The sequence below is a fragment of the uncultured Dialister sp. genome, assembly GCF_900541605.1.
In the GTDB taxonomy this organism is placed as follows: Bacteria; Bacillota; Negativicutes; order Veillonellales; family Dialisteraceae; genus Dialister.
The window spans coordinates 1-23,290 of sequence record NZ_UQKJ01000020.1 but is presented as its reverse complement, the minus strand read 5'-3'; the positions used below and the strand labels follow the sequence as shown (position 1 = coordinate 23,290).

The following is a 23,290-nucleotide window of genomic DNA, read 5'->3' as shown; positions in this document are numbered from 1 at the left end:
TCGTGTTTCATAAGGCGGCGCTTCCCAATCTGTGCGCCGCCACCACCATTCCTCATTCCTCATTCCTAACTCCTAACTTTTCCAAGCCCCACCCGTTTGCACGATCTCTGGCCACGGACACCCGCGGCGGAGCCGCTATTCCGCTCAAGGCTCAAGGCACTATCTGTTCGCATCCCACTTTCCCGCATAGAAAAAGGACTGTGCTTTCGCACAGTCCTTTTAAATTTTCTTATTTCAGCCGTTCCGCGATTTTTTCGATGATAATATGGCCCAGTTCTTCTTTTGTCATTTTCGGATACTGTTCCATGTGGCCGTCTTTGTAGAGAAGGGCGGCGATATTTGTGTTTACGTTGAATCCGGCGCCCGGCATGGCTACGTCGTTGGCGACCAGCATATCCAGGTTCTTCCGTTTCAGCTTTTCTTTGCCGTGTTCGATGACGTCGTTTGTTTCAGCGGCAAAGCCCACGAGGAACTGATTTTTCTTCTTCTGCCCGAGGCCGTAGAGAATGTCCGGGTTCTGGGTGAGTTCGATGGTGAGGGTATCGTGGGATTCCTTTTTGATCTTCTGGGTGGCCTGGACTTTGGGCCGATAGTCGGAGACAGCGGCGGCCATGATGGCGGCATCGCAGTCTTCGTAATGGCTGTTCATGGCCTTGTCCAGTTCCCGAGCATCATGGACGTATTCAATCTTCACGCCTGCCGGTACCGGGAGGGCCTGGGTGCAGCTGACGAGGGTGACGTCAGCATCTTCCATGGCTGCTGCTTTGGCAATGGCATAGCCCATGCGGCCGCTGGAGCGGTTGCTGATGTAGCGGACGGGGTCAATGTTTTCCTGTGTACCGCCGGCGCTGACGATGATTTTCTTTCCCTTCAGGAGGCCTTTTCCGAAGAGCGCTTTTTCAATGGCTTCGAGGATTACTTCCTGCTTCGGGAAGCGGCCTTTGCCATTGGTGTTGCAGGCCAGGTGGCCGGACTCCGGTTCCACGAAGAGGTAGCCATGGGCCTGGAGTTTGGCCATATTTTCCTGGACAATGGGATTTTCATACATATTGGTATTCATGGAGGGCACGAAAATGACTTTCGCCTTCGTGGCCATGATGGTGGTGGAAAGCATGTCGTCGGCAATGCCATTTGCCACTTTGCCGATGATGTCCGCCGTTGCGGGGGCGATGACAAAGACATCGGCTAGACGGGCCAGGGCGATGTGCTCTACGTCCCATTTGCTGATGTTGGCAAACATGTCTACGGTTACGTCGTTGCCGGAAAGTTCTCCAAACGTAATGGGAGTAACAAGTTTTGCCGCATTTTTTGTCATAATGCAGTGCACGTCGGCGCCCTGCTGTCTCAGCTGGCTCACAAGGCCCGCTGCTTTATATGCGGCAATGCCGCCGCAGATTCCTACGACAATATGTTTATTTTCAAACATGGGAAAATCCTTCCTGAAATAAAAGTATGATGGTGAGTTGACAGGTTAGTTAGTTACGTACCCATGTCGATAAAGGGGGCATAAGGGTTGTGGGTGAACGTCGCTTCGCTTGTTTACCGGGTGGCAGGCGCTCCGCGCCGGGGGCGTGAGGTGCTATTGCCGCCAAAGGCGGCTGATCCACCTTATGCCCCCGCTGCGCCAAGGCGTCAGCCCTGGCATGCAGCCACAACCTGGTCGGGCCAGCGAAGCGGCGCCCGACCCACAACCTTTATGCCCCATTCATCCGCATGGACACATTTATATTTACTATTTATCAAAGGAATAGGTGATCTTATCGTAGTACACTTCTTCCAGCGCTACGGTGACGGGCTTCTTGTTCTTTGCGTCCGGAATGAGGGCCGGAGCGCCGTCGGTCAGTTCACGGGCACGGAGGGCTGCCAGGGTAACGAGGGTATACTTGGAATCTACTTTCTTGACAAGGCTGTCAATGGATGGAAAACACATCATTTTAAAGGTACCTCCTTATTGATATATTGTTTGAAAATCGTTTCGATCTGACCTTCATTGCGGGACAGTTTGCACCGTTCCGCTTCCAGGATGCAGCAGGTCTTATGGACTGCATCTTCCAGTTTGTCGTTTACCACGATGTAATCGTACTGGTGGGCCATGGCGAGTTCGCTGGTAATCTGGGCCAGCCTCTTCTCGATGACCTCTTCCGAATCAGTGCCCCGATGGTGGAGGCGGCCGGAGAGAATTTCCAGGGACGGCGGAACGATATAAATGAATACGCCCTTGGGATACCGTTTCTTGACCTGCATGGCTCCCTGGATATCGATTTCCAAAAGCACCGATTTTCCCTGGTCAATGAGGTCCAAAGCATATTTCTTCGGCGTGCCGTAATAGTGGTCGTATACTTTGGCGTATTCCAGGAAAGCGTCCTTTTTTATGAGTTCTTCGAACTGTTCATTGGTACGAAAGAAATAGCTTTCCCCTTCCACTTCCCCTTTTCTCGGTTCCCTGGTGGTCATGGAAACGGAATAGTGAAGATTCGGATAGAGGGACCGGATGGCACTGCAGATGGTGCCCTTTCCGGCACCGCTGGGGCCGGAGACAACCAGGAGAATGCCTTCATCTTTCTTTTCAGCGCACATTATTCATCCATTCCTTCGCTAATAATGGAATCCTTGCTCATGAGTCTATGAGAAATCGTTTCCGGCTGTACAGCGGAAAGGATAATCTGGCCACTGTCCATGATGAGGACCGCCCTTGTTTTTCTGCCATAGGTGGCATCGATGAGTTCGCCGTTATCTCTTGCTTCCTGGATCATACGCTTTACCGGAGCCGATTCCGGGCTGATAATCGCCATGACACGGGCAGCCGCTGCCATATTTCCGAATCCGATGTTAATTAATGAAAATCCCACTTTGATTACTCCTTATTCAATATTTTGGACTTGCTCGCGCAATTTTTCGAGTTCTGTCTTGATTATTATAACACAGTCAACCACCTCGGTGTCACTGGCTTTTGAGGCGGTGGTATTTACTTCCCTGTTGATTTCCTGGAGAAGGAAATCGAGTTTCCTGCCGATGGGGCCGTCGCTATCCAGAATCTGGCGGAACTGGGAAAGGTGGCTGCCAAGGCGCACCACTTCTTCCGTGTAGTCCACCTTTTCGGAATAAATGGCCACTTCCTGGAGCACCCGGTCCTCATCGGTCTCAGCGTCCCGGCCTTCCAGGGCTTTATCGATTCTGGCCTTCAGCCGTTCTTCGTATTCCTTTACTGCCACGTCCTGCTTTGAAAGGAGGAACTGCCGCTTTTCCTCAAGGAAGGAGAGCCGCTTTTCCAGATCTTTCTTCAGGTTCTCCCCTTCCGTCCTGCGCATGGTAAGGAGCCCTTCGATGGCCTCATCCATCGCATTCTCCACCAGTGGCGAGAGGGCTTCATCGGATACCGTTTCCTTCCGGACCGTGATAAAGGGCTGGGGCAGGGATAAAAGGTCAGAAATCACGGGTCTCTTATTCCGAAGACCCTTTGTCTTTCGCCCTTCATCCAGGGCCTTCACATAGGCCTCCAGAAGGGGCCGGTCCAGTTCCACCGTATAATGGCTGCCGCCGACGGCGGGCATAAAGGACAGGGACACATTCACCTTGCCCCGGTGAAGTTTCTCCTTCAATTTGCGGGCAGCCAGGTCCTCCAGGGCAGCAGAAAAGTGGTCAGTCCGCATGTTGATTTCAAGGAAACGGCTGTTCACGGCCTTCACTTCTGCCGTAACGGTGCCTGCATCATTTTCCGCAGTGCCCCGTCCGAATCCGGTCATACTGTTCATTGTACCATCTCCATTGTATGTAAATGACTTTGAGAGGCTGATCAGCCTGAGCGTATGTTTGGCTCCCAAGGGTGACAGGTGAACATCATTTTGCCCCTGCCACCCATTTGGGGAATATAGATTTACAGCTTATACGTCCCTTCGAACACCTTTTCCGCCGGACCGGTCATAAAGACGTGGCTCTCCGGATTGCCGTCCCAGGCAATATGGAGACGGCCCCCGTCCAGTTCCACGTCCGCTTCCTTATCTGCTTTGCCGTTCAGGATGGCTGCCACTACGGAAGCGCAGGTACCGGTGCCGCAGGCCATGGTAATGCCGGTGCCCCGTTCCCATACTCGCATGCGGAAATGGTTTTTGCCCAGGGAGCTTACGAATTCCACGTTTGTCTTTCTCGGGAAATGGGGATCCGTCTCCAGGGACGGTCCTTCTCCGGCTACATTGACCTTTTCCGCATCGTCCACAAAAATAACGCAGTGAGGATTACCCATGGATACGCAGGTAACGTCGTAGGATTTCCTGTTTGCTTCATTGAAAAGGGGCCGGGAAATGACAGGACCCTCTCCCAGGCCGGTTACGGGGACTTCAGAAGCGGTGAGATGGGGTTTTCCCATATCCACTTTTACGAGGCCCGAATCCAGGAGTTCCGGATACAGAATGCCGGCTCCCGTTTCTACGGAAATCCGTTTCTCCTTTACAAGACCCAGTTCATGGGCCCATTTGGCAAAGGCCCGGATGCCATTACCGCACATTTCTGCTTCCGAACCGTCAGCATTGAAAATGCGCATGCGCAGATCCGCCTTGTCCGAAGGCAGAATAAAAATAATGCCATCGGCGCCGATGCCGAAATGGCGGTCACAGATTTCTACAGTGTGTTTCGTGATTTCTTCCAGGTTTTCTTCAAAGCCATTGACAAAGACAAAGTCATTGCCACAGGCCTGCCATTTTGTAAAATGCATGATTTTCCTCCTATAGGTACAAAGGGCTCTGTTTGCCCCATTCATTTGTTTTAATTACTTTATTCTACCATTGTTTGGAAGAGCCTGCCAGTCGATGATTCTGTATGCAAAGCAGGTGGCCTGGAGTGGTAGACGGGGCTAAGGGTGGTGGCTTCAACATCGCTTTGCCCGTTGAAGCGGGGGCATAATGTGGGGCATCCGCCAAAGGCGGCAAATCTATCTTATGCCCCCGGCGCGCAGCGCCCACCACCCGGTGAACGGGCGAAGCGATGTTCATCCACCACCCTTAGCCCCATCCACTCGTATATGATATACTATTTTACATAAATACCGAACAATTCAGGAGGTTTTTTATGCAGATAGACAGCGCTGTATTATATGTCCTGGTGAAGGAACTCCGAAAGAAAATCGAGTCCTGCCAAGTTCGGCAGATTCACCAGGTGGATAACCGCATTATGGACATGGAGCTTTACTGCACCGACGGCGATGTGGTAAGTCTCATTCTCAATACCTACAATCCCCCCATTCTCTACCTTACAGGCAAGGGAAGAAACAAAAAGCAGTATTCCCCGTCCCAGACATTCTGTATGACCCTTCGGAAGTATCTGGAAGGGAGCCGTCTCTCCCATATGGAACAGGTGGCCATGGACCGCATAGTATCCCTGTCCTTTGATCGTATCGAACGGGGCAGTGAAATCATTACCCGCACCCTGTGGCTGGAGCTCCTGCCGGCAGCGCCGAACATGATTCTCACTGAGGGGAATACCATCATCGATGCCTGCCTTCGGGGCAAGAAGCTGGACCGGCTCCTGGTGCCCGGGGAAACCTACCAGGTCCCCCAGAATTCCCACCGCATGGATTTCATGAAGTTTTCCGAGAAAGAACTGACGGACATCTTTGATTTCAGCAAAAAAGAACCAATCCCCATGGACAGCTGGCTCTTTAAGCAGTTCAACGGGTTCTCCCGTTTCCTGGCGGATGAACTGGCCTTCGAATCGAATATTCCGGCGGATAAAAAGCTTTCCGAATTTTCGGAAAAAGAGGAAAAATCTCTCATTTCCCACATGAAAGCCATGGCAGAGGCCATCGAATCGTCGGACTGCCTGTACCTGTATAAAAAGGGAAACGGGAAAAAGAACATTTCCCCCATTCCCCTCTCCATACTGGGAGAAGCCTGTGAAACGGTTCCGGTGCTTCCCTTCATAGAAAAGGAAGCGGAAAGCGGCGTCGGCTCCATTACCCAGGCGGTGCAGGAATATACGAAGGAACTTCATACCCTCATCAAAAGGGAAGAGAGAAAGAAACGGAAAATCCGGGAAGAAATGGAAGAGACCACCCGTATGGACCAGTACAAGCTCTGGGGCACTCTCCTTTCCATTTATGCCTACGAGAAAATCAACCATAAGAAAGAAATCACGGTGTCCAACCTCTTCAAAGATCCCCCGGAGGATGAAACAATCCCTGTGGACCCCCTGCTGTCTGTCACCGACAACAGCCAGGCCTATTTCAAAAAGTACAATAAGATGAAGACCCGTTCCACCATTGGGGAAGAAAAGCTGAAGGAATGTGAAGACCGGCTGGCCTACCTGAATGAAACCCTCTATTTTGCATCCCAGGTCACCACAAAGCAGGATCTGGAGGCCCTGAAGGAGGAGCTGAAGTCCCTGGGCATCGATAAGAGACAGAAGCAGCACAGGAAACCGAGCCGGAAAAACCAGGACCCGAAGATTGAAAGCCGTATAATTGACGGTTTCCGGGTATATCTGGGGACCAGCAACACAAAAAATGAATACCTCACCCTCCGGAAGGCGGCCAAAACGGATATCTGGTTCCATGCAAAGGCCATCCCCGGGTCCCATGTAGTCATCGAGACCCAGGGGGAATCGGTTCCTCCGGAAACCCTGGAAAAGGTGGCCGCTCTGGCTGCCTGGAACAGCAAAGGCCGGGAATCGGGAAAGGTGGATGTGGACTATACCCTCATCCGGTACGTGAAGAAAATTCCGAACGGCCCTCCGGGACTGGTCAATTACAGCCACCAGAAGACCATAGTGGCCGTGCCGGAAGATGTAAAGGAGTAAAAAGGCAGCGGCCTTCGGCCGGGTCGCTGTCCGGCGGACAGGGCTAAGGCTTCCGTCTGGGCTCGAGGAAGGAATATGGATTCACGCTTTCGGCCGGGGTCAATGGGGCGGCGCACAAATGATAGTGCGCCGCCTTTTATATTGCCGCCATTGAAAGCCGCTGGCGGCCTGGACCTTCACGGTCTCTGGCCCATAATCCTCGATCCCACCTGCCCGCAGGGCTGCCGATATCTACCTTCTATCTTCTATCTTCTATCTTCTTTCATCTATTGTCTATCAACCGAATTGCCGGTCATCGGATGCAGCACTCATCAACCTGCAGGTCAAACCAGCTCAATGCCCAGAGCAAAAGGCTCTAGCCCCACCCCTTCGTACCTACACCGGGCCCTATAAATCCACTTGAATTTTTAAAGTGTTTTTCATGATGCATTTACTCCAGATTATGGGGATGCTAAAATCAAAGCATAGAGATTTATTGATACAATTTTCCATATAAGGAGGAAATCCTATGACTGAGAAAAAAGAAGCAGTCCATGCCCATAACTGCGGCTGCTGCCACTGCCACAGCCACCATCATGAAGGGGCAACCCAGGCCCATGAAGACGATTCGGGCAGTGAAGAGGAAGGAGATCCCGCCCATCTTCACGATGGCTGCGGTCATACCCATGATCATCATCACGACCATGACCACCATCATGACCACGATCATGAAGAAGAAATGCCGGCGGCCCATGACCATTCCCATGATCCGGAGCTTGTGAAATACGCTTCCAACGAAAAGGACATCATGGAAGATGAGAAAGAGATTCTCGCCGATGAACGGCGGGCCTTCGGCCACTTCCATGACAAGGGAATCCATCATACCCCGGGCCATGAGAAAGACTGCCACTGCCCCCAGTGTGTAGATGAGGAAGACTGCGATATCTGCGGGAAGGACCTGGCGGACTGCCGCTGCGATTTCCTTGGCACCACGTACCATAAGTCCATTTACCACATGGAACATCTGGACTGCCAGGAATGCGCCGCCAAGATGGAAGGAAAAATCAGGGAAATGCCTTCGGTTTTCTTCGCTTCCATTTCTTTCCGTACCAAGGAACTCCGGCTGATTTCCAAAGAAAATCCGGATACCCTGCTGAAGGAAGTACTGGCGGTCTGCCGTTCTGTGGATGAATCGGTGGGCATCGTACCGGCTGCCGATAAAAGCGGCTACAAGACGGAAACCTATGAAATCCCGACCCTGGACTGCGCGGCCTGCGCACTGAAGCTGGAAAAACTCATCAACCGGCAGCCCGGCGTTCTCTCTGCGTCCATTTCCTACGCCACGAAGACCATGAAGCTCACTGCCGAAGATCCGGACAGCCTCATTCCCCTGCTCACGGAAAAATGCAACGAAGTGGAATCACCCACGGAAATCCACAAAAAAGTACGGGCACCCAAGGGAAAAACAGGGACCGATGAAAAGGAAGAAGCCTTCTATAAGAAGGAAGAAGTTCATCTCGCCGTTGGCGGCGTGATTTTCGCCATCGGCATGGTGCTTCACTACCTCACGGGGGCTCCAGAACTCTATGGCAATATTTTCTTCTTCATTTCCTATATCATTCTTGGTGGGCCCATCGTATGGAACGCCCTGAAGAATATCGCCCACGGCGAATTCTTTGATGAAACCTTCCTTATGACCGTAGCCACCCTCGGCGCCTTCGGTATCCGGGAATACCCGGAAGCCGTGGGGGTCATGTTCTTCTACCGCATCGGCGAATATTGCCAGGACCTGGCCAGCGGAAAGAGCCGCCGTCAGATCATGGAAGCCGTGGACCTGCGGCCGGAAGTGGTACAGAGAGTCGTAAACGGCGGCAAGACAGAAACTGTACCGGCGGAAGAAGCTAAGGTAGGCGATGTCCTCCTTATCCGCCCCGGAGACCGGATTCCCCTGGATGGCATCATTCTGGAAGGGTCCACCCAGATCGACACATCCGCTGTCACCGGTGAGCCAAAGCCCATTGCTGCTAAAGAAGGCATGGCAGTGGATTCGGGCTGCGTCAATATGACCGGCACCATTCACCTGCAGGTAACGAAGATTCTCTCCGAATCCATGGTAAGCCGTATCCTGGACTCCGTGGAAAATGCGGTAGCCAGCAAGCCAAAAATCGACCGGTTCATTACCCGGTTCTCCCGGATTTATACGCCGGTGGTGGTCTTCATTGCCCTGGCGGTGGCCCTCATTCCTCCCCTCTTCTTTGGCGGGAATTGGGAAAAATGCATTTATACGGCCCTCACGTTCCTCGTCATTTCCTGCCCCTGTGCCCTTGTCATTTCCGTTCCCCTGTCCTTCTTTGCCGGTATCGGTACCGCTTCCAAGGCCGGTATCCTCTTCAAAGGGGGCACGGTGATGGAAGTCATTGCCAAAGTGAAAGCGGCGGTGATGGATAAAACCGGCACCATTACGGAAGGGAAATTCAAAGTACGGGACATCCTGGTCCATGGGGATATGAACCGGAATGAACTGCTGGCCCTGGCGGCGGGAGCCGAAGTTTATTCCACCCACCCCATCGCCAAATCCATCATTGAAGCGGCGAATGAAGAAAAAGTGGTTCCTGTGAAACTGGAAAACCTCCATGAAAATGCAGGCTACGGCATGGAAGGGACCCTGCAGGGTCAAACCATTTACGCCGGCAATGCCAGACTCATGGAAAAGGCAGGCGTACCGAAAGAAGACCTCGCCGGTTACAAAGAAAAGGGCACCCTCGTATTCCTTGCCCGGGAAAACAAACTCCTCGGCTGCATCGTCATTTCCGACGCCTTGAAAGAAGACGCGGTGGAATCGATCGGGGAAATCAAAAAACTGGGAGTCACCCCTGTCATGCTCACCGGCGACAACCGGGAAAGCGCAGAGGCGGTGGCGGAAAAAGCGGGAATTTCCAAAGTTTACGCCGGCCTTCTCCCCCAGGATAAGCTTTCCATTATGAAGGAAATCCGTGAAAAAGAGGGCTCCGTCCTCTTCGTAGGCGATGGCATCAACGATGCACCGGTACTGGCCGGTGCCGATGCGGGCGCTGCCATGGGCAGCGGCGCCGATGCAGCCATCGAGGCAGCGGACCTGGTCTTCCTGAACTCCGACGTCCGTGCCATTCCCGAGGCCATCAGGCTCTCCCGAAAAGTCATCTCCACGGCCTGGCAGAATGTGGGCTTTGCCCTCTTCGTAAAGATTGCAGTCATGGTCATGGGCCTTCTGGGCTATGCAAACATGTGGATCGCCGTATTTGCAGATACCGGCGTCACCCTCCTCTGCATCCTCTACTCCATCCGACTGCTGAAAGTGAAACTGTAAAAAATCAGGAATAATCAAAGCGGCGCATCCTGAATGGTGCGCCGCTTTTTGATTTGCTTTCAGCGATTCTATGACTGTAATCAATGCGAACATTTGGAGTCTTGAGCTGATTGCCCCTTTGCGGCAGGCCGGTCCAATGGGCATCTATCTTCTATCGTCTATCAGTCGAATTGCCAGCCGAAGAACGTGTATTGGCCAGGGTCCCTTTATCTCAAGGCCCCCGTTTACACGTACCGCAGCCCATCAAAAAAGCAGTGAAGAAAATGATTTTCATATCTTCACTGCTTTTTGATTCCCCTTATTCTACGATTTCCGGGCCTTCTCCATGGTTCTCATCTTCCTTATCCTTCGGGAAAATGAGGTTCAGCACCATGGCTACGATGAAGACAACTGCCACACAGTTGTCGGCGAAGACGCTGCGGAAGAGATCCGGGAAAATATGGAAAATCTGGGGGGTCTGGGTGAAACCAAGACCGATAGATAGGGACAGGGCAGCAATACTCATATTTCTCTGGGAATAGCCGCAGTCCCCCAGCATCCGGACACCGCTCACTACGATGGAGCCGAACATCATGAGGGTACAGCCGCCGAGCACCGCATTGGGAAGAGATGCCAGAATGACGCCGAGTCCCGGGATGAGGCCGGCCAGGATCATGATGACCGCTCCGCAGCCGATGGCCTTCCGGTTCACCACGTGGGTCATGGCGATAAGGCCTACGTTCTGGCTGAAGGATGTAATAGGCATGCATCCGAAGAGGGATGACAGGCTGGAGATAAAACCATCCACGGCGATGGAGCCTGACACTTCCCGATTCGTGGGAGTCCTGCCAAAGCCCATGGTGGCCAGGGCACTGGTGTCCCCCAGGGTTTCTGTCGCAGAAACGAGGAAAATCAGGAAAATGGAAAAAATGGCGTCCGGATGGAATTCCAGAGGCACCGGCAGAATGGAAGGAATGGAAATGATGGATACCTGGGAAAGACGGGACAGATCCACCATGCCGTAGAAATAGGCTGCTATGTATCCTACAATGAGCCCAAAGAGCACGGAGAGCTGTTTATAGAAGGAATGGGCCTTCAGGTTAAAAACGAGGCAGGCCACGAGGGTAATGGAACCGACGATCAGATACTTTGCATCGCCGAAGTCCGGCGCGCCGAAGCCGCCGCCAAAGGAATTGGCACCGATGGGCAGCAGGGAAAATCCGATGGCCGTTACCACGGAAGCGGACACAATGGGCGGCACAAATTTCTTCCACCACGTAGCACCCAGTCCAAGGATACCCTCCAGGATACCGCCGATAAGGGCTGCCCCCAGCACGGCGCCGTATCCGTACTTCGTACCGATGACACAGGCCACGGAGACGAAGGTGAAACTGATGCCCATGATAATGGGGAGGCCGCTTCCCAGGCGCCAGAGGGGAAACATCTGCAGCAGGGATCCGATGCCTGCCACAATCATGGCCGACTGCACCAGGGCTCCCGATTCTTCGGGAGACATTTTCACGGCCCCTGCCACGATAAGAATCGGCGCGATATTGGCCACGAACATGGCCAGCACATGCTGCAGGCCAAAGGGCACTGCCTTTTGGAGGGGGATTTCCCCTTTCAGTTCATAAATGGCGTCGTTTGCGTTTTTCATGGTCTCTCCTTACCGGAATACGATGGAACCGGTTTCAGGATCCATTTTGTCAATAATTGCCAGGGACTTTACGTCGACCCCTTTCCTGCGGAGTTCATCGCCGCCTCCCTGGAAGCCCTTTTCAATGCAGATACCGCCCCCTTCCACCAGACCGCCTGCCTGGTTCACGAGATCAATGAGCCCTTCCACGGCGCAGCCGTTGGCCAGGAAATCGTCCATAATGAGGATGTGTTCCCCTTTGTTCAGATACTTTTTGGACACCACCACGTGGTTCACCTTGTTATGGGTGAAAGATTTAACCTCCGTAGCGTAGACTTCCTTATCCATATTGGAACCGGCCGACTTCTTTGCAAATACAACGGGCACGCCGAAGTAGACGGCCGTGAGGCAGGCAATGCCGATGCCGGAAGCTTCGATGGTGAGAATCTTATCCACCTTTCGGTCACCGAAAAGCTTGTAAAATTCCTTGCCCAGTTCGCTGATAAAGGGCACATCGATCTGGTGATTCAGAAAGCTGTCCACCTTCAGTACATTCCCCGGTTTAATGACTCCATCACTCAAAATCTTTTTCTGCAGCAGGTTCATTTCTTCCATCCTTGTCCTTCCTTTTATTCGCAAATTAATAATATTAATTCATTTTATCATGCAGTGGAGAGAGAGTAAAGGGAGTGGGTTGGTGAGTTAGTGGACAGCAAGGCGAACTTCATACGATCCATAGAATGATGCGGAATTCCGAATTACCGGCTTACCGCTATCTGCTTGCAGGTTACCATGAACTGTCGGGCTTTGCCGCAAAACAACCATGAAAATGAAAATTGCTGCATAGCAGGAATTTCCCGGATAAGCAGCCCCGTGGAGAAAGGGCGCGCCAAAGGCGCAGGATGGATGCGGCGGCGCCACTGGAACCATAAACCTGGGGAAGCGCTTTCTTATATTGTGTGCGGCGTTTCCCAGGTGCCGTCACATTCTTCATTGTCTCCGGATTGCAGTGAACGACGGACTTTTAAACCTTTCTTCTAATTTCCCCCAGTCCATCATGCCATCCTCATTTTCCGAAATGCCCTGGAAATGGAGTGGATAGATCATGGGCGGATGGGACAGGCCCAGAAGGGGAAGATGTCTGATTTCATCGGTGGATGGGTAGACCAGGGTCACCGTACCGTATTCTTTAGTGCCGGATTTCCACTTTTCTATGACCATCTTCATCCCGAAGGGCACTTTCTTTTCCAGGCTTTCCGGCAATTCGTAGGGGCAGACGTCCAGGGCCGCCATGAGTATGGAAATATTGGAATCGTGGCCGCAGATATAGGTCAGTTTCCGTTGATTGCCCATTTCCCTGGAAATAAGATGGAGGAGCGGCGTACCGATGGCTTTGGCCAGGGACGGTGAAGAATAAAGCACCTGTCCGTAAAGGTCCTTCAGGTTTCCGATTTTTTCCCAATCCTTCCGGCCCATGGTGTGCCCGAAGGCCGCTATTTCATCATCTTCCGTTTCATAATACTGGATGAGGAGGAAATCGGAGAGGGAATGGGCCAGCTTCAGGGAGCCTGCCATGCGGGGCTTTTTCCCGGCTTCGTATGTAAGGACCGTATCCCCCATCCGGAAACCGGAGAACCTGCCTTCTTTCCACGCTTTCGACCGCTTTACATCCAGCACCTGTTCCAGTTCTCCGTAATCGGAGGCCAGGTTTTCCTTATTTTCTTCGAGAAGACAGGCGCCGTGGGTCTCAGCATTCTTCCGAATGGTATCCATGGACTTTGTGGAGAGGCCGGAAGGAATTTTCGTGGCAAACAGGGGGGCCACCGGTCCCAGGGGCTTTCTGTATACAATGGAAAAAGAGGTATCCGGAAGAAGGCCGGCCGCGAAATAGCGGGCCGTGGCCACTGTGCGCTCTGAGGAATCTGCCATGAAGCGGACTTGCCCCTTCTTCTGCCAACCGTCAGCATCCGAAAGCCCTTCCTTTTCCAGGTACTCCCGGAAATACTGGCCCATCATGGTTTCCAGTATACCTCCCCTCTTTGACAGTTCCCCCGCCTTCGCATCGGGAGTAAACCATGTATGGGGCGTCATGGCGTCCACTTTCTTTTTATCCGATGCCATAGGGGCTCGAAGATTGTGCCGGCTGAAAATAACGACCTTTTCCAGCTGGTAATCCTGGTGAATTCCCTCCCTGGCCAGTGCGTCCACTGGCAGAAAGACCGCAGACACAGCCAGCAGGACGGCACAGGCCCTGATGGCGGTATGAATAGATATATGCACTCTGTTATTAAATCTCCTTTGAGGTAAGTGATGATCCACAAGCCTATGTATGGGGCTAAAGGTGGTGGGTCGAGCACCGCTTCCCTAGCACACCGTTACAGACATACAAAAAGCCTCTGCCCGGGGGCAGAAGCTTTCATGTCAAATCTTATTTTACCAGTCCGCCGTAGTCTTTCAGCATCTGGTATACATGGGCCTTTTCTTCTTCCGACGGTTCTACCATGGGGAGTCGGAAATGGCCGCCAGGCTGGCCTACGAGGTTAACTGCTGTCTTGACAGGAGTCGGGCTGGCAGTAAAGAACATGCCCTTGTTGATGGGATAGGTCTTGATGTGGAGAGCCCGTGCTTTTTCCAGGTCGCCCTTTTCAAAGGCATCCACCATGGCCAGCATATCGTCGCCGATGACATGGCTGGATACGGAAATGACGCCTACGCCGCCTGCCATGAGGAGGGCCAGGGTGAATGCGTCGTCGCCGCTGTAAATCATGAAATCATCGGGGAGCAGGGCTTTTTCCTTTGTGACCTGGTCCCAGCTGCCGGTGGCATCTTTGATACCTACCACGTTCGGGCATTCGTCCACAATTCTCTTGATGGTTTCCGGCTGGATGGAGACGCCTGTACGGCCGGGAACATTATAAAGGACAATCGGAAGGTCCACGTGTTTGGCCACAGCCCGGAAATGCTGGTACATGCCTTCCTGGTTCGGCTTTACATAAAACGGAACGATGCAGAGAGCGCAGTCGATGCCCGTTTTCTTGGCTTCCCGGCCGAAGAGGATGGTATCCCTGGTGCTGATGGTGCCGATGTTGCCCATAACCGGAACTTTCTTGCCCGGTGCATTTCTGCCGACTGCATCTACAATAGTCTGGTAAAGTTTCAGTTTTTCCTCGGAAGTCATGGTAGCACCTTCGCCGGTGGTACCGCCGACGAGGATACCTTCAGAGCCATGGGCTACCAGGTGTTTAGCCAGGGCAGCGGCTCCTTCATAGTCTACAGAACCATCTTCATGAAATGGAGTAATCATGGCGGTAATAACCCGTCCGAATTTTGCTGTTGCCATTTTTTTCTCTCCTTTTCCTGCCGCTTTCTCGAAGAAGCGGTCCCTCATACAGGAAATAACCGAAGAATCGGTGATTTCTTTATTTGATCATATCGTGCTGAATCATGTATTCTGCAATCTGCAGTGCGTTCAGTGCTGCGCCCTTGCGGATCTGGTCACCGCAGGCCCAGAGGTTGATGCCGTTTTCCGCATAGAGATCTTTCCGGATGCGGCCGACAGCCACGTCGGTCTTATTGGATGTATCCAGGGGCATGGGGTAAATCATATTTTTGATGTCATCCACCAGTACGGCACCCTTGAAGCCTTCAATGGCTTTCTTGACCTGGTCCGTGGTGAGATGGTCTTCCGTCTCAATGTAGATAGATTCTGCATGGCTGCGGATAACCGGTACCCGGACAGCGGTGGGGGTAATGGCGATGGTGTCATCGTGGAAAATCTTATGGGTTTCATTCACCATCTTCATTTCTTCCTTGGTGTAATCGTTATCAAGGAATACATCGATCTGGGGAATGACGTTGTAAGCGATCTGATAGTGCTTCGGAAGGCTGGCGGAAGGAAGAATCTTCGGTGTGTAACTTTCGCCTTTGGCGATAGCTGCCGCTTCGTCCAGCAGTTCATCAATGCCATCCTTGCCGGCGCCGGAAACGGCCTGGTAGGTGCTGACGATGATCCGCTTAATCCTGGAAATATCGTAAATCGGCTTCAGGGCCATGAGCATGATGATGGTGGAGCAGTTCGGATTGGCAATAATGCCTTTATGCCAGGCAATATCTTCCGGATTGATTTCCGGAATCACCAGGGGCACTTCGGGATCCATGCGGAAGGTGGAGGAGTTATCGATAACTACGGCTCCCCTTTTCGCCGCTTCCGGTGCCAGGGTCTTGCTGATGCTGCCGCCGGCAAAGAGGGCGATATCAATATTTTCAAAGGACTCCGGTTTTGCTTCTTCCACGGTGTATTCCTTGCCCTTCACCATGATCTTCTTACCCGCAGAACGGGCGGAAGCCAGAAGTTTCAGGGATGCAAACTGAAAATCTCTTTCTTCAAAAAGGCGGATAAATTCCTGGCCCACGGCACCGGTGGCACCGAGGACAGCAACGCGGGGCAGTTTACTCATAGAAGCACCTCATTCCAGATAATTTTCAAGACCATAAACAAAACCCTTCACAGTCATGCACTTCTTGCAGGCCAGCATGACGCCGGGCATAAAGGATTTCCGATCCAGGGAATCGTGGCGGAGTGTCAGGATTTCACCGTAGCCCCCAAAGAGGACTTCCTGATGGGCCACGTAGCCCGGAAGGCGGACAGAGTGGATGGTGATTCCTTCGTACTTGCCGCCCCGTACGCCGGGAAGGCTTTCCTTTGTTTCATCCGGTTCCGGAGCGGATGTCCGGGCTGCTGCCATTTTTTCGGCAGTGAGCTTTGCAGTGCCGGAAGGCGCATCGTACTTGTGGTTGTGATGAAGTTCGATGATTTCCGCATTCGGCATGTACCGGGAAATTTCGGCAGATACCTTCATGAGAAGCACGGCACCCAGGGAGAAATTCGGTGCCACAAGGCCATTGGCTCCGGTCTTTTCAGCGATCTTAGCCAGTTCGTCCCGCTGGTCCGCAGTAAGGCCGGTGGTTCCGATAACCATGTTCACCCCATGTTCCAGTACGTATTTCGCATTTTCATAAATAACCTTGGGGCTGGTAAAATCGACTACCACATCCGGCTTTTCCCTGCTGAATTCTTCATCCAGGGATTTGGAAATAACAATTCCGTTATGGCCTTTCCCTACGGTTTCGCCCAGGTCTTTTCCTGCAGCGCCGGGATCTACGGCACCCACGATTTCAAGGCCCTCTTCTGCCATGACGGAACGGACAACTTCGCTGCCCATGCGGCCAGCAGCGCCATTCACAACGACTTTAATCATGAATTAACTCCCCCTTTTATAGGCTCTGGGGCTGACAAAAGCCCCCAGGCAACTATCAGTGATTAGAATTATGGTAGTATAAATTGACAATAACGTCAATATGGAAAATGAATAATTATTGTCACATTGTATGAAATGGGACTAAAGGTGGTGGGTTGGCATCGCTGCGCTCGCCAACCGGGTTGTGGCTTTACCGGGGTCTAACACCCCGGTAAAGCGGGAACATAAAGGTTCATTGGCCGCCAAAGGCGGCAGCCTTATGCCCCCGGCGCGCAGCGCCCACCACCCGGTGAACAAGCGTTAGCGATGTTCACCCACCACCTTTAGCCCCATTCATATGTTGAAGTGTAAATCTGATACATATACATGAAAAAGCTCCGGGAAATGAAATCATTTCCCGGAGCTTCTTATGTACTGTTATTCATTAACAGGATATACGCTGACCTGTCTCTTGTATTTGCCGAGACGTTCGAAAGCGATTCTGCCTTCTGCGGTTGCAAAGAGGGTATCATCTTTACCCAGCTTTACGTTCAGGCCAGGATGCAGATGAGTGCCTCTCTGACGAACAATAATGTTGCCAGGTTTTGCAATCTGTCCTGCGTGCATCTTTGTACCAAGGCGCTGTGCGTTGGAGTCACGGCCGTTGCTTGTACTGGAAGCACCTTTATGATGAGCGAATAACTGAAGATCAAAAAGTAACATGTAATTCACCCCTTTGTTTCTAAAATTTTCAGATGACGGGGATATCGTTTTTCGATGGCCCTGAGCCCGTGAACCATGGTTCGGAAAAGTGCTTCGCTCTCCCCATCTCCTGGTGTTGAGAGTTCCACATTCATGAATCCGAAGTCCGAGTCATAGGTCCCATCTCTGTGAAGCACATCCTGCAGTCCGCCGGCTATGGTCAATGTGATGGCACTGACGGAAGCACAGATGAGATCGTATTCCCCATCCTTTTCATAACCATCTGCATGTCCATGGATGTGAAAGCCCCGATAGAGCCCTTTCCCATCCCTATGCATTTCGACGGTAATCATCCTTCAATCTTTTCGATCTGAACCTTTGTGAAAGGCTGGCGATGACCCTGACGACGACGATAGTTGGACTTAGCCTTGTATTTGAAAATACGGATTTTCTTTTCCTTGCCCTGTTCAAGAACCTTGCCGGTTACTTTAGCACCTGCAACGGTGGGCTGGCCAATCTTTACTTCATCACCGGAAACGAGAAGAACTTCGTCAAAAGTTACTTCAGCACCTTTTTCAGCGTCCAGTTTTTCGATGGAAATAACCTTACCTTCTTCGACACAGTACTGTTTACCACCGGTTTTAATGATTGCGTACATTTGTGCACCTCCTCTTTACTATACTCGCCGGATGCGGCAGCTCTATGGCATTTGGAAGCCTTCTCCGTGCGGTTGCGTCACAGCACTTATGTACAATGACTTAATTATTATATCTGCTTTGGCAGGCAAAGTCAATTATATTTTTATTAAAGTTAATATAAAAATGGCTGAAAGGTAATACCCTCCGGGCTAAGCCCGCTACCTTTCAGCCACCTGTTTCATACAGCCATAATTCCGTTATGGTCAAAGTCCAGCACCATGTATCTGGATGTCATATGGGCCGCATTGAATCCTTTCACCATGGCGATGCCCACTTCGTCAGCCCTGTCAGCCGGAGCAAAAGCGATGATGGTGGGACCGGATCCGGAAATGGTGGCACCGTAGGCTCCTGCCCTTTCCGCGTTGCGGATGACATCGGAGGCGCCGGGAATAAGGCCGATCCGATAGGGTACGTGGATCACGTCGTCAAGGCCCAGTTTCAGGTATTCCGGTTTCTGGTACATGAAAGCAGCCATGAGGAAGGATACAGCGCCGATATTATGGACCGCATCGCTTCTCGGATAGGATGTGGGCAGCACAGCCCGGGCTTTTTCTGTATGCAGTTCAAAATCCGGAATGGTGACTACCGCTTTCCAGTGGGAGGGAATATCGATCCGTTCGGCAGTCACCTTCCCGTCTTTCAGGAGGGCCATGCAGAAGCCTCCCAGAATGGCAGGGGCCGCATTGTCCGGGTGCCCTTCCATGGCGGCGGTGATATCAAGGATTTCCTTCCTGTCGAAAGGTTCACCCATGAGAAGGTTTGCCAGATATACGCCGGAGGCGATGGCAGCAGAAGAAGAGCCCAGGCCCCGGGCGAAGGGAATGCGGTTGATGAGGTACATCCGGCCGCCGGGAATCTGTTTTCCCGCTTTTTCCGCAGTTTCTGCCATGGCCTTGATAATCATGTTATCCAGGCCCTTTTCAATCTGGGAAGCCCCTTCCCCTTCTGCGGAAATTTCCGTATCCACCAGGTCCATCCCTTCGGAAGGAACGAACTGGACTACATTATAGAGACCCAGGGACATGCCCAGCGTATCGAAACCGCTTCCGATATTGGCGGTGGTAGCGGGGACCCTGACGATATAGGTTTTATTTTCTGTCATCTTCCAGCACCCGAATGATATTGGCAACCTGGCGCATGCAGGGCAGTACCTGCAGTGCCTTTTCTACATGAATAATATTTTCCCGCGGTGTTTTTTCCGTGATAATCATCAGTTCTGCCGCGTCTTCGATCCGGCTCTTCTGCACCACTTCCTTGATGCTGATGTCATTATCCGCATAGGCAGAGGCGATCTGGGAAAGAACGCCGGTCACATCGTCCACAATCAGGCGGAAATAATAGGAATTTTCCAGTTTCAGGGAAGAGTAGAAAGGAATCCGCTTCGTTTCCGTGAGCATCATACCGGTACCGGTGGAATGGTTCATAATGTGCTTGGCAGTACTGATGACGTCTCCCATAACAGCACTGGCGGTGGGGAGAGAACCAGCGCCGCGGCCGTAGAACATGACGTCATCCACAATGTTGCCGGTCACATAGATGGCATTGTAGGAGCCCTTGACAGAAGCCAGGGGGTGGCTCCGTGGAACGAAAGCGGGATAGACGTTGAGGGCGATGCCATTTTCCTGGCGCAGTGCCACCGCCAGCAGTTTAATGGTGTATCCCATTTCGCTGGCATACTGCACATCGTTCTGGGAAATTTTTTCAATCCCCTCTACCAGTACGTCGTCAAATGTGACGTTGGCATGGAAACCGATGGATGCCAGGATGGCCAGTTTCCTGGCGGCATCATAGCCGGCCACATCGTTGGTGGGATCAGCCTCGGCATAGCCCTTCTTCTGGGCCACCCGGAGTGCATCGCCGTAGCTGACACCGGCTTCATCCATGTTGGAAAGGATGAAATTGGTGGTACCGTTTACGATACCCACGATCCGTTCGATTTCATTGGCTGCCAGGGAATCATGGAGAGGACGGAGAATAGGAATGCCGCCGCCTACGCTGGCTTCACAGTTGAAGTTCACATGGTTATCCATGGCGGTGTGCATGATTTCCGGTCCAAAGAGGGCCACCAGGTCCTTATTGGCACTGACCACGCTGATATGGTGGTTCAGGGCTTCAAAGATATATTCCTTTGCCGGATGGATGCCCCCCATCACTTCAATCACGATTTCTACACTGCCATCGTTCATGATATCTTCGAAGGAGCTGGTCACCCGGACGCCCTTCAGAATCTCCAGGTCCCTGTACTTTTCCGGGTGCCTGACGAGGACATGGGTAATGGTGAAGTGGCAGCCGATGGAATCTTCGATGAGCTTTCCATTCTTTCGAATGGTTTCGGCCACGCCGCTTCCTACGGTACCGAATCCAAGGAGTGCGACATTAATATTCTTCATTTGGTTTCTCCTCCCAATTTCATGGTCAACGATTGGATGCCTTTCATTTCCTCCAGTGAATCATGGAGTTCCGCAAGACTTTCTGAAGATTCTTCCGTCTTAAAGGTGATGACCCCGGTGTAGAGGGAATCGGAAGCCTTTGTTCGTACGGCAGACAGCACTTCGTTGTCCTCCCTGGCAATGCGCCGAAGGATCCGGCCGAAGATGGAAACTTCATCCTGCATGATTATAAATAATACTACAATCCGGTCCTCCTTGTCACTATGGACAGGAGCCACATGGTCTTTATATTTGTAATAGGCGCTGCGGCTCATACCCACCCGATGTACTGCTTCATTGATGGAAGAGGATGCGCCGTTTTCCAGCATTTCCTTGACTTTGATAGTTTTTTTGATGGCTTCCGGAAGGATTTTAAGATCCACCAGATAAAACTGCTGCTTTTCTTTATTCATAGTATGTTCCTCTGCAGGGAGCCAAGGTATCAGTCATCAGGGCGCCCCAGTTCTTTATAGGAAATCAGTCGGATTCCCTGTTCTTTAATTTTTTTCTGCACCAGGGGAGACGTAAGGCTCTGCAGTTCCCTCTCCCCTTCATAGCCCCAGTGGAATGTTTCTTCCATGGCTTTCTGGTCTGCCGAAGGATGGCACATGAATTCCGTGACTCCCTCTTCCAGGTGGTCAAGGATCCGGGCCATCCGGCTTTCATAGAAATGGCCGCCGTACATCATGCCCCAGAAATGGTCATTGCACAGGATTCCCTTTCTCTTCAAAGCCCCCCGGTGGCTCCGGGCCATAAGGGACAGCCCGTTTTTCGATGCGAACCGGAAGAGCCCCGCCGGCGACAGATGGAAGCCGAAAAGGAGCTTTTCATCAGGCACCCGCATGCAGGAAATATGGTACTTTTTCGCCAGTGCCAGGGTGACCGGGAAGAAATGGTTCCACATATGCATGTGCTGGTGCCCATCGAGATGGGTTACGGTCAGTCCCGTATCCATCACTTTCTGTATCTGGGCATCCCATTCCCGGTACACATCGTCCACGCTGATTTTTCCGGCAAGATCCCTCTTGATCAGTTCCAGGTAATCATTGCAGAGATGGCCCCCCTCCCAGGTGAGGGAAGGTACTTCCTTTGCCGGCAGCACCGTAAAAAGACCGCCCACCAGTGTCAGGTGGACACCGATTCCCAATTCCGGCATGGACCGGGCCAGGGAAACGGCCTCGTCGAAGGCCTCTCCCCCTGCCATAAGGGAGGTACTGGTCAGGATTCCTTTTTCAAAGGCAATGGAAACGGCTTTGTTCACTGCAGGATGGATACCGAAATCATCGGCATTAACGATTAAACGTTTCAAGTTAAATCCCTTTCTATATGGATATACGAACCGTAAATGTGGAGCTAAGGGTAGTAAGCTTTGCCTGATTGCCAGGTGGTGGGCGCTGACGCGCCGGGCATAAGGTTACATAACCGCCTTTGGCGGCAGATCCACTAAGGGCCCCAGCTTCGTCATAACTCTTCTTATATAGCTCGTCAGGTTATTCCTCTCATTGCAGATAAATCCAAGAATTAAATCTGACAATGATTGAATCACTACTTGCTTAAATCATATGAAATGGAATAATATCACCGCTGCTGCTATGGATACGTTCAGCGATTCCACATGGCCTGCCAGGGGGATGTATAGATTTTTATCGGTGAGGGAAAGAATGTCCGGCCGCACACCGTTTCCTTCATTCCCGAAGATGAAAACTCCCTCTTTCAAAGGTCCCACATCTTTGTAGGGCACACCGTTCTCCAGGGCGGTACCGAAGAATGGAAGCCCTGAAGCCTTTTTCATTTCTTTCAGGAAATCAATAGTCACATTCCGGTACACCGGAATCCGGAGGACGGAACCCATGGAACTGCGGGCTGCCTTTTCCGAATACATGTCGGCACAGCCCTCGGTAAGAATGAGCCCCTTCACCCCTGCTGCGGCAGCGGTCCTTAATATGGTTCCCAGATTTCCCGGATCCTGTACGGTATCCAGGACTACATAAAAACCGGATAGAGGCCGGAGGAGGTCCTCCGGATTTTCCTTCCGTTCCGGGCAGATGACCATGATTCCCTGTCCATGTTCCGTACCGGAGAGAACCTTCATCAAAGGTTCCTCCAGGCAAAGAAGGCGCCACCCCAGCTTTTCCGCCTTCTCCAGAAGGGCAGAAACCCGGGGATTTGACAGCGTTTCCTCAGTGAAGAAGCAGGTACATCCGGTGATGCCCTGGTTCAGGGCATCCTCCGCAATCCGTACCCCTTCCAGAAGGAAAAGGCCTTCCCGGTCCCTCCATTTCTTCTGCTTCAGCTGGAGGGCTTTTTTGATCCATTGGTTATTTCGACTGCTGATTCGTTCCATCTTAATTTCCTTTAGTATGCTGCGTTTGGAGTCACCGAGAGCGGTGCTTCCAGCTGCTGGAAAAACTCTATAGCCTATGGCATGAAAAACCGGCAGGAGATTAGGGAAGCGCTGATTAATTCGCAGAGTCAGATTTCATAAGGATTTTTATGCA

At 52.0% G+C, this 23,290-nt stretch carries 22 protein-coding genes; 2 read left to right on the top strand and 20 right to left on the bottom strand.

Features of this window, described 5'->3' with window-relative positions:
• Positions 1–229 precede the first annotated feature (229 nt).
• From coaBC to dapF, 6 genes are all read right to left on the bottom strand, one after another.
• Complete coding sequence (coaBC, locus tag QZR21_RS02780; RefSeq protein ID WP_296097792.1) at positions 230–1,426, bottom strand: bifunctional phosphopantothenoylcysteine decarboxylase/phosphopantothenate--cysteine ligase CoaBC; 1,197 nt, start codon at positions 1,424–1,426, stop codon at positions 230–232.
• A 306-nt stretch (positions 1,427–1,732) separates the two neighbouring features.
• The gene (gene rpoZ, locus QZR21_RS02775) at positions 1,733–1,933 is read right to left on the bottom strand and encodes a DNA-directed RNA polymerase subunit omega (RefSeq protein ID WP_296973641.1); all 201 of its coding nucleotides are present in this window, start codon (positions 1,931–1,933) and stop codon (positions 1,733–1,735) included.
• Positions 1,930–2,577 carry a guanylate kinase gene (gene gmk, locus QZR21_RS02770; protein WP_296097788.1) on the bottom strand — a complete coding sequence of 216 codons (648 nt, stop codon included), beginning with the start codon at positions 2,575–2,577 and terminating at the stop codon, positions 1,930–1,932. The genes rpoZ and gmk overlap by 4 nt, the downstream gene beginning before the upstream one ends.
• On the bottom strand, positions 2,577–2,849 hold the full coding sequence (gene remA, locus QZR21_RS02765; RefSeq protein ID WP_296097786.1) for an extracellular matrix/biofilm regulator RemA: 273 nt from the start codon (positions 2,847–2,849) through the stop codon (positions 2,577–2,579). Before remA ends, gmk begins: the two co-directional genes overlap by 1 nt.
• Positions 2,850–2,861: 12 nt before the next feature.
• Entirely contained in the window at positions 2,862–3,752 is an 891-nt protein-coding gene (locus QZR21_RS02760) for a YicC/YloC family endoribonuclease (protein ID WP_296097785.1), read from the bottom strand.
• Positions 3,753–3,874: 122 nt separating this feature from the next.
• Positions 3,875–4,708: a diaminopimelate epimerase gene (dapF, locus tag QZR21_RS02755; protein ID WP_296097783.1), complete on the bottom strand. Its 834-nt coding sequence runs from the start codon at positions 4,706–4,708 to the stop codon at positions 3,875–3,877.
• Between the two features lie 353 nt (positions 4,709–5,061).
• On the opposite strand from dapF, the gene QZR21_RS02750 reads away from it, so the two are divergent.
• Both QZR21_RS02750 and QZR21_RS02745 read left to right on the top strand, forming a co-directional pair.
• Positions 5,062–6,786, top strand: coding sequence for an NFACT family protein (locus tag QZR21_RS02750; RefSeq protein WP_296097781.1), 1,725 nt, complete (start codon positions 5,062–5,064; stop codon positions 6,784–6,786).
• Between the two features lie 508 nt (positions 6,787–7,294).
• A complete protein-coding gene (locus QZR21_RS02745; protein WP_296097779.1) occupies positions 7,295–10,111 on the top strand; it encodes a heavy metal translocating P-type ATPase in 2,817 nt (938 codons plus the stop codon).
• A gap of 298 nt (positions 10,112–10,409) precedes the next feature.
• On the opposite strand, the gene QZR21_RS02740 is transcribed toward QZR21_RS02745, so the two are convergent.
• The 14 genes from QZR21_RS02740 to QZR21_RS02675 form a co-directional block, all read right to left on the bottom strand.
• Positions 10,410–11,747, bottom strand: coding sequence for a uracil-xanthine permease family protein (locus QZR21_RS02740; protein ID WP_296097776.1), 1,338 nt, complete (start codon positions 11,745–11,747; stop codon positions 10,410–10,412).
• A 9-nt stretch (positions 11,748–11,756) separates the two neighbouring features.
• Positions 11,757–12,332 carry a xanthine phosphoribosyltransferase gene (locus QZR21_RS02735; protein WP_363926314.1) on the bottom strand — a complete coding sequence of 192 codons (576 nt, stop codon included), beginning with the start codon at positions 12,330–12,332 and terminating at the stop codon, positions 11,757–11,759.
• Between the two features lie 384 nt (positions 12,333–12,716).
• Complete coding sequence (locus QZR21_RS02730; protein ID WP_296097772.1) at positions 12,717–14,006, bottom strand: histidine-type phosphatase; 1,290 nt, start codon at positions 14,004–14,006, stop codon at positions 12,717–12,719.
• Positions 14,007–14,154: 148 nt separating this feature from the next.
• Positions 14,155–15,066: a 4-hydroxy-tetrahydrodipicolinate synthase gene (gene dapA / locus QZR21_RS02725; RefSeq protein ID WP_296097771.1), complete on the bottom strand. Its 912-nt coding sequence runs from the start codon at positions 15,064–15,066 to the stop codon at positions 14,155–14,157.
• Between the two features lie 79 nt (positions 15,067–15,145).
• On the bottom strand, positions 15,146–16,183 hold the full coding sequence (locus tag QZR21_RS02720; protein ID WP_296097769.1) for an aspartate-semialdehyde dehydrogenase: 1,038 nt from the start codon (positions 16,181–16,183) through the stop codon (positions 15,146–15,148).
• 9 nt (positions 16,184–16,192) lie between these two features.
• Positions 16,193–16,984 carry a 4-hydroxy-tetrahydrodipicolinate reductase gene (gene dapB, locus QZR21_RS02715; RefSeq protein ID WP_296973632.1) on the bottom strand — a complete coding sequence of 264 codons (792 nt, stop codon included), beginning with the start codon at positions 16,982–16,984 and terminating at the stop codon, positions 16,193–16,195.
• A gap of 417 nt (positions 16,985–17,401) precedes the next feature.
• Positions 17,402–17,686 carry a 50S ribosomal protein L27 gene (rpmA, locus tag QZR21_RS02710; protein WP_296097766.1) on the bottom strand — a complete coding sequence of 95 codons (285 nt, stop codon included), beginning with the start codon at positions 17,684–17,686 and terminating at the stop codon, positions 17,402–17,404.
• 5 nt (positions 17,687–17,691) lie between these two features.
• On the bottom strand, positions 17,692–18,018 hold the full coding sequence (locus QZR21_RS02705) for a ribosomal-processing cysteine protease Prp (protein ID WP_296097765.1): 327 nt from the start codon (positions 18,016–18,018) through the stop codon (positions 17,692–17,694).
• Positions 18,015–18,323, bottom strand: a complete 309-nt coding sequence (rplU, locus tag QZR21_RS02700; protein ID WP_296097764.1) for a 50S ribosomal protein L21 — start codon at positions 18,321–18,323, stop codon at positions 18,015–18,017. Before rplU ends, QZR21_RS02705 begins: the two co-directional genes overlap by 4 nt.
• A 218-nt stretch (positions 18,324–18,541) precedes the next feature.
• Positions 18,542–19,465 carry a homoserine kinase gene (gene thrB / locus QZR21_RS02695; protein ID WP_296097762.1) on the bottom strand — a complete coding sequence of 308 codons (924 nt, stop codon included), beginning with the start codon at positions 19,463–19,465 and terminating at the stop codon, positions 18,542–18,544.
• Positions 19,452–20,753: a homoserine dehydrogenase gene (locus QZR21_RS02690; protein WP_296097760.1), complete on the bottom strand. Its 1,302-nt coding sequence runs from the start codon at positions 20,751–20,753 to the stop codon at positions 19,452–19,454. Before QZR21_RS02690 ends, thrB begins: the two co-directional genes overlap by 14 nt.
• A complete protein-coding gene (locus QZR21_RS02685; protein WP_296097759.1) occupies positions 20,750–21,205 on the bottom strand; it encodes an amino acid-binding protein in 456 nt (151 codons plus the stop codon). The genes QZR21_RS02690 and QZR21_RS02685 overlap by 4 nt, the downstream gene beginning before the upstream one ends.
• Positions 21,206–21,234: 29 nt before the next feature.
• A complete protein-coding gene (locus QZR21_RS02680) occupies positions 21,235–22,101 on the bottom strand; it encodes a ChbG/HpnK family deacetylase (RefSeq protein ID WP_296097758.1) in 867 nt (288 codons plus the stop codon).
• A 249-nt stretch (positions 22,102–22,350) separates the two neighbouring features.
• Positions 22,351–23,136 carry an RNA methyltransferase gene (locus QZR21_RS02675; protein WP_296097757.1) on the bottom strand — a complete coding sequence of 262 codons (786 nt, stop codon included), beginning with the start codon at positions 23,134–23,136 and terminating at the stop codon, positions 22,351–22,353.
• Between the last annotated feature and the right edge of the window lie 154 nt (positions 23,137–23,290).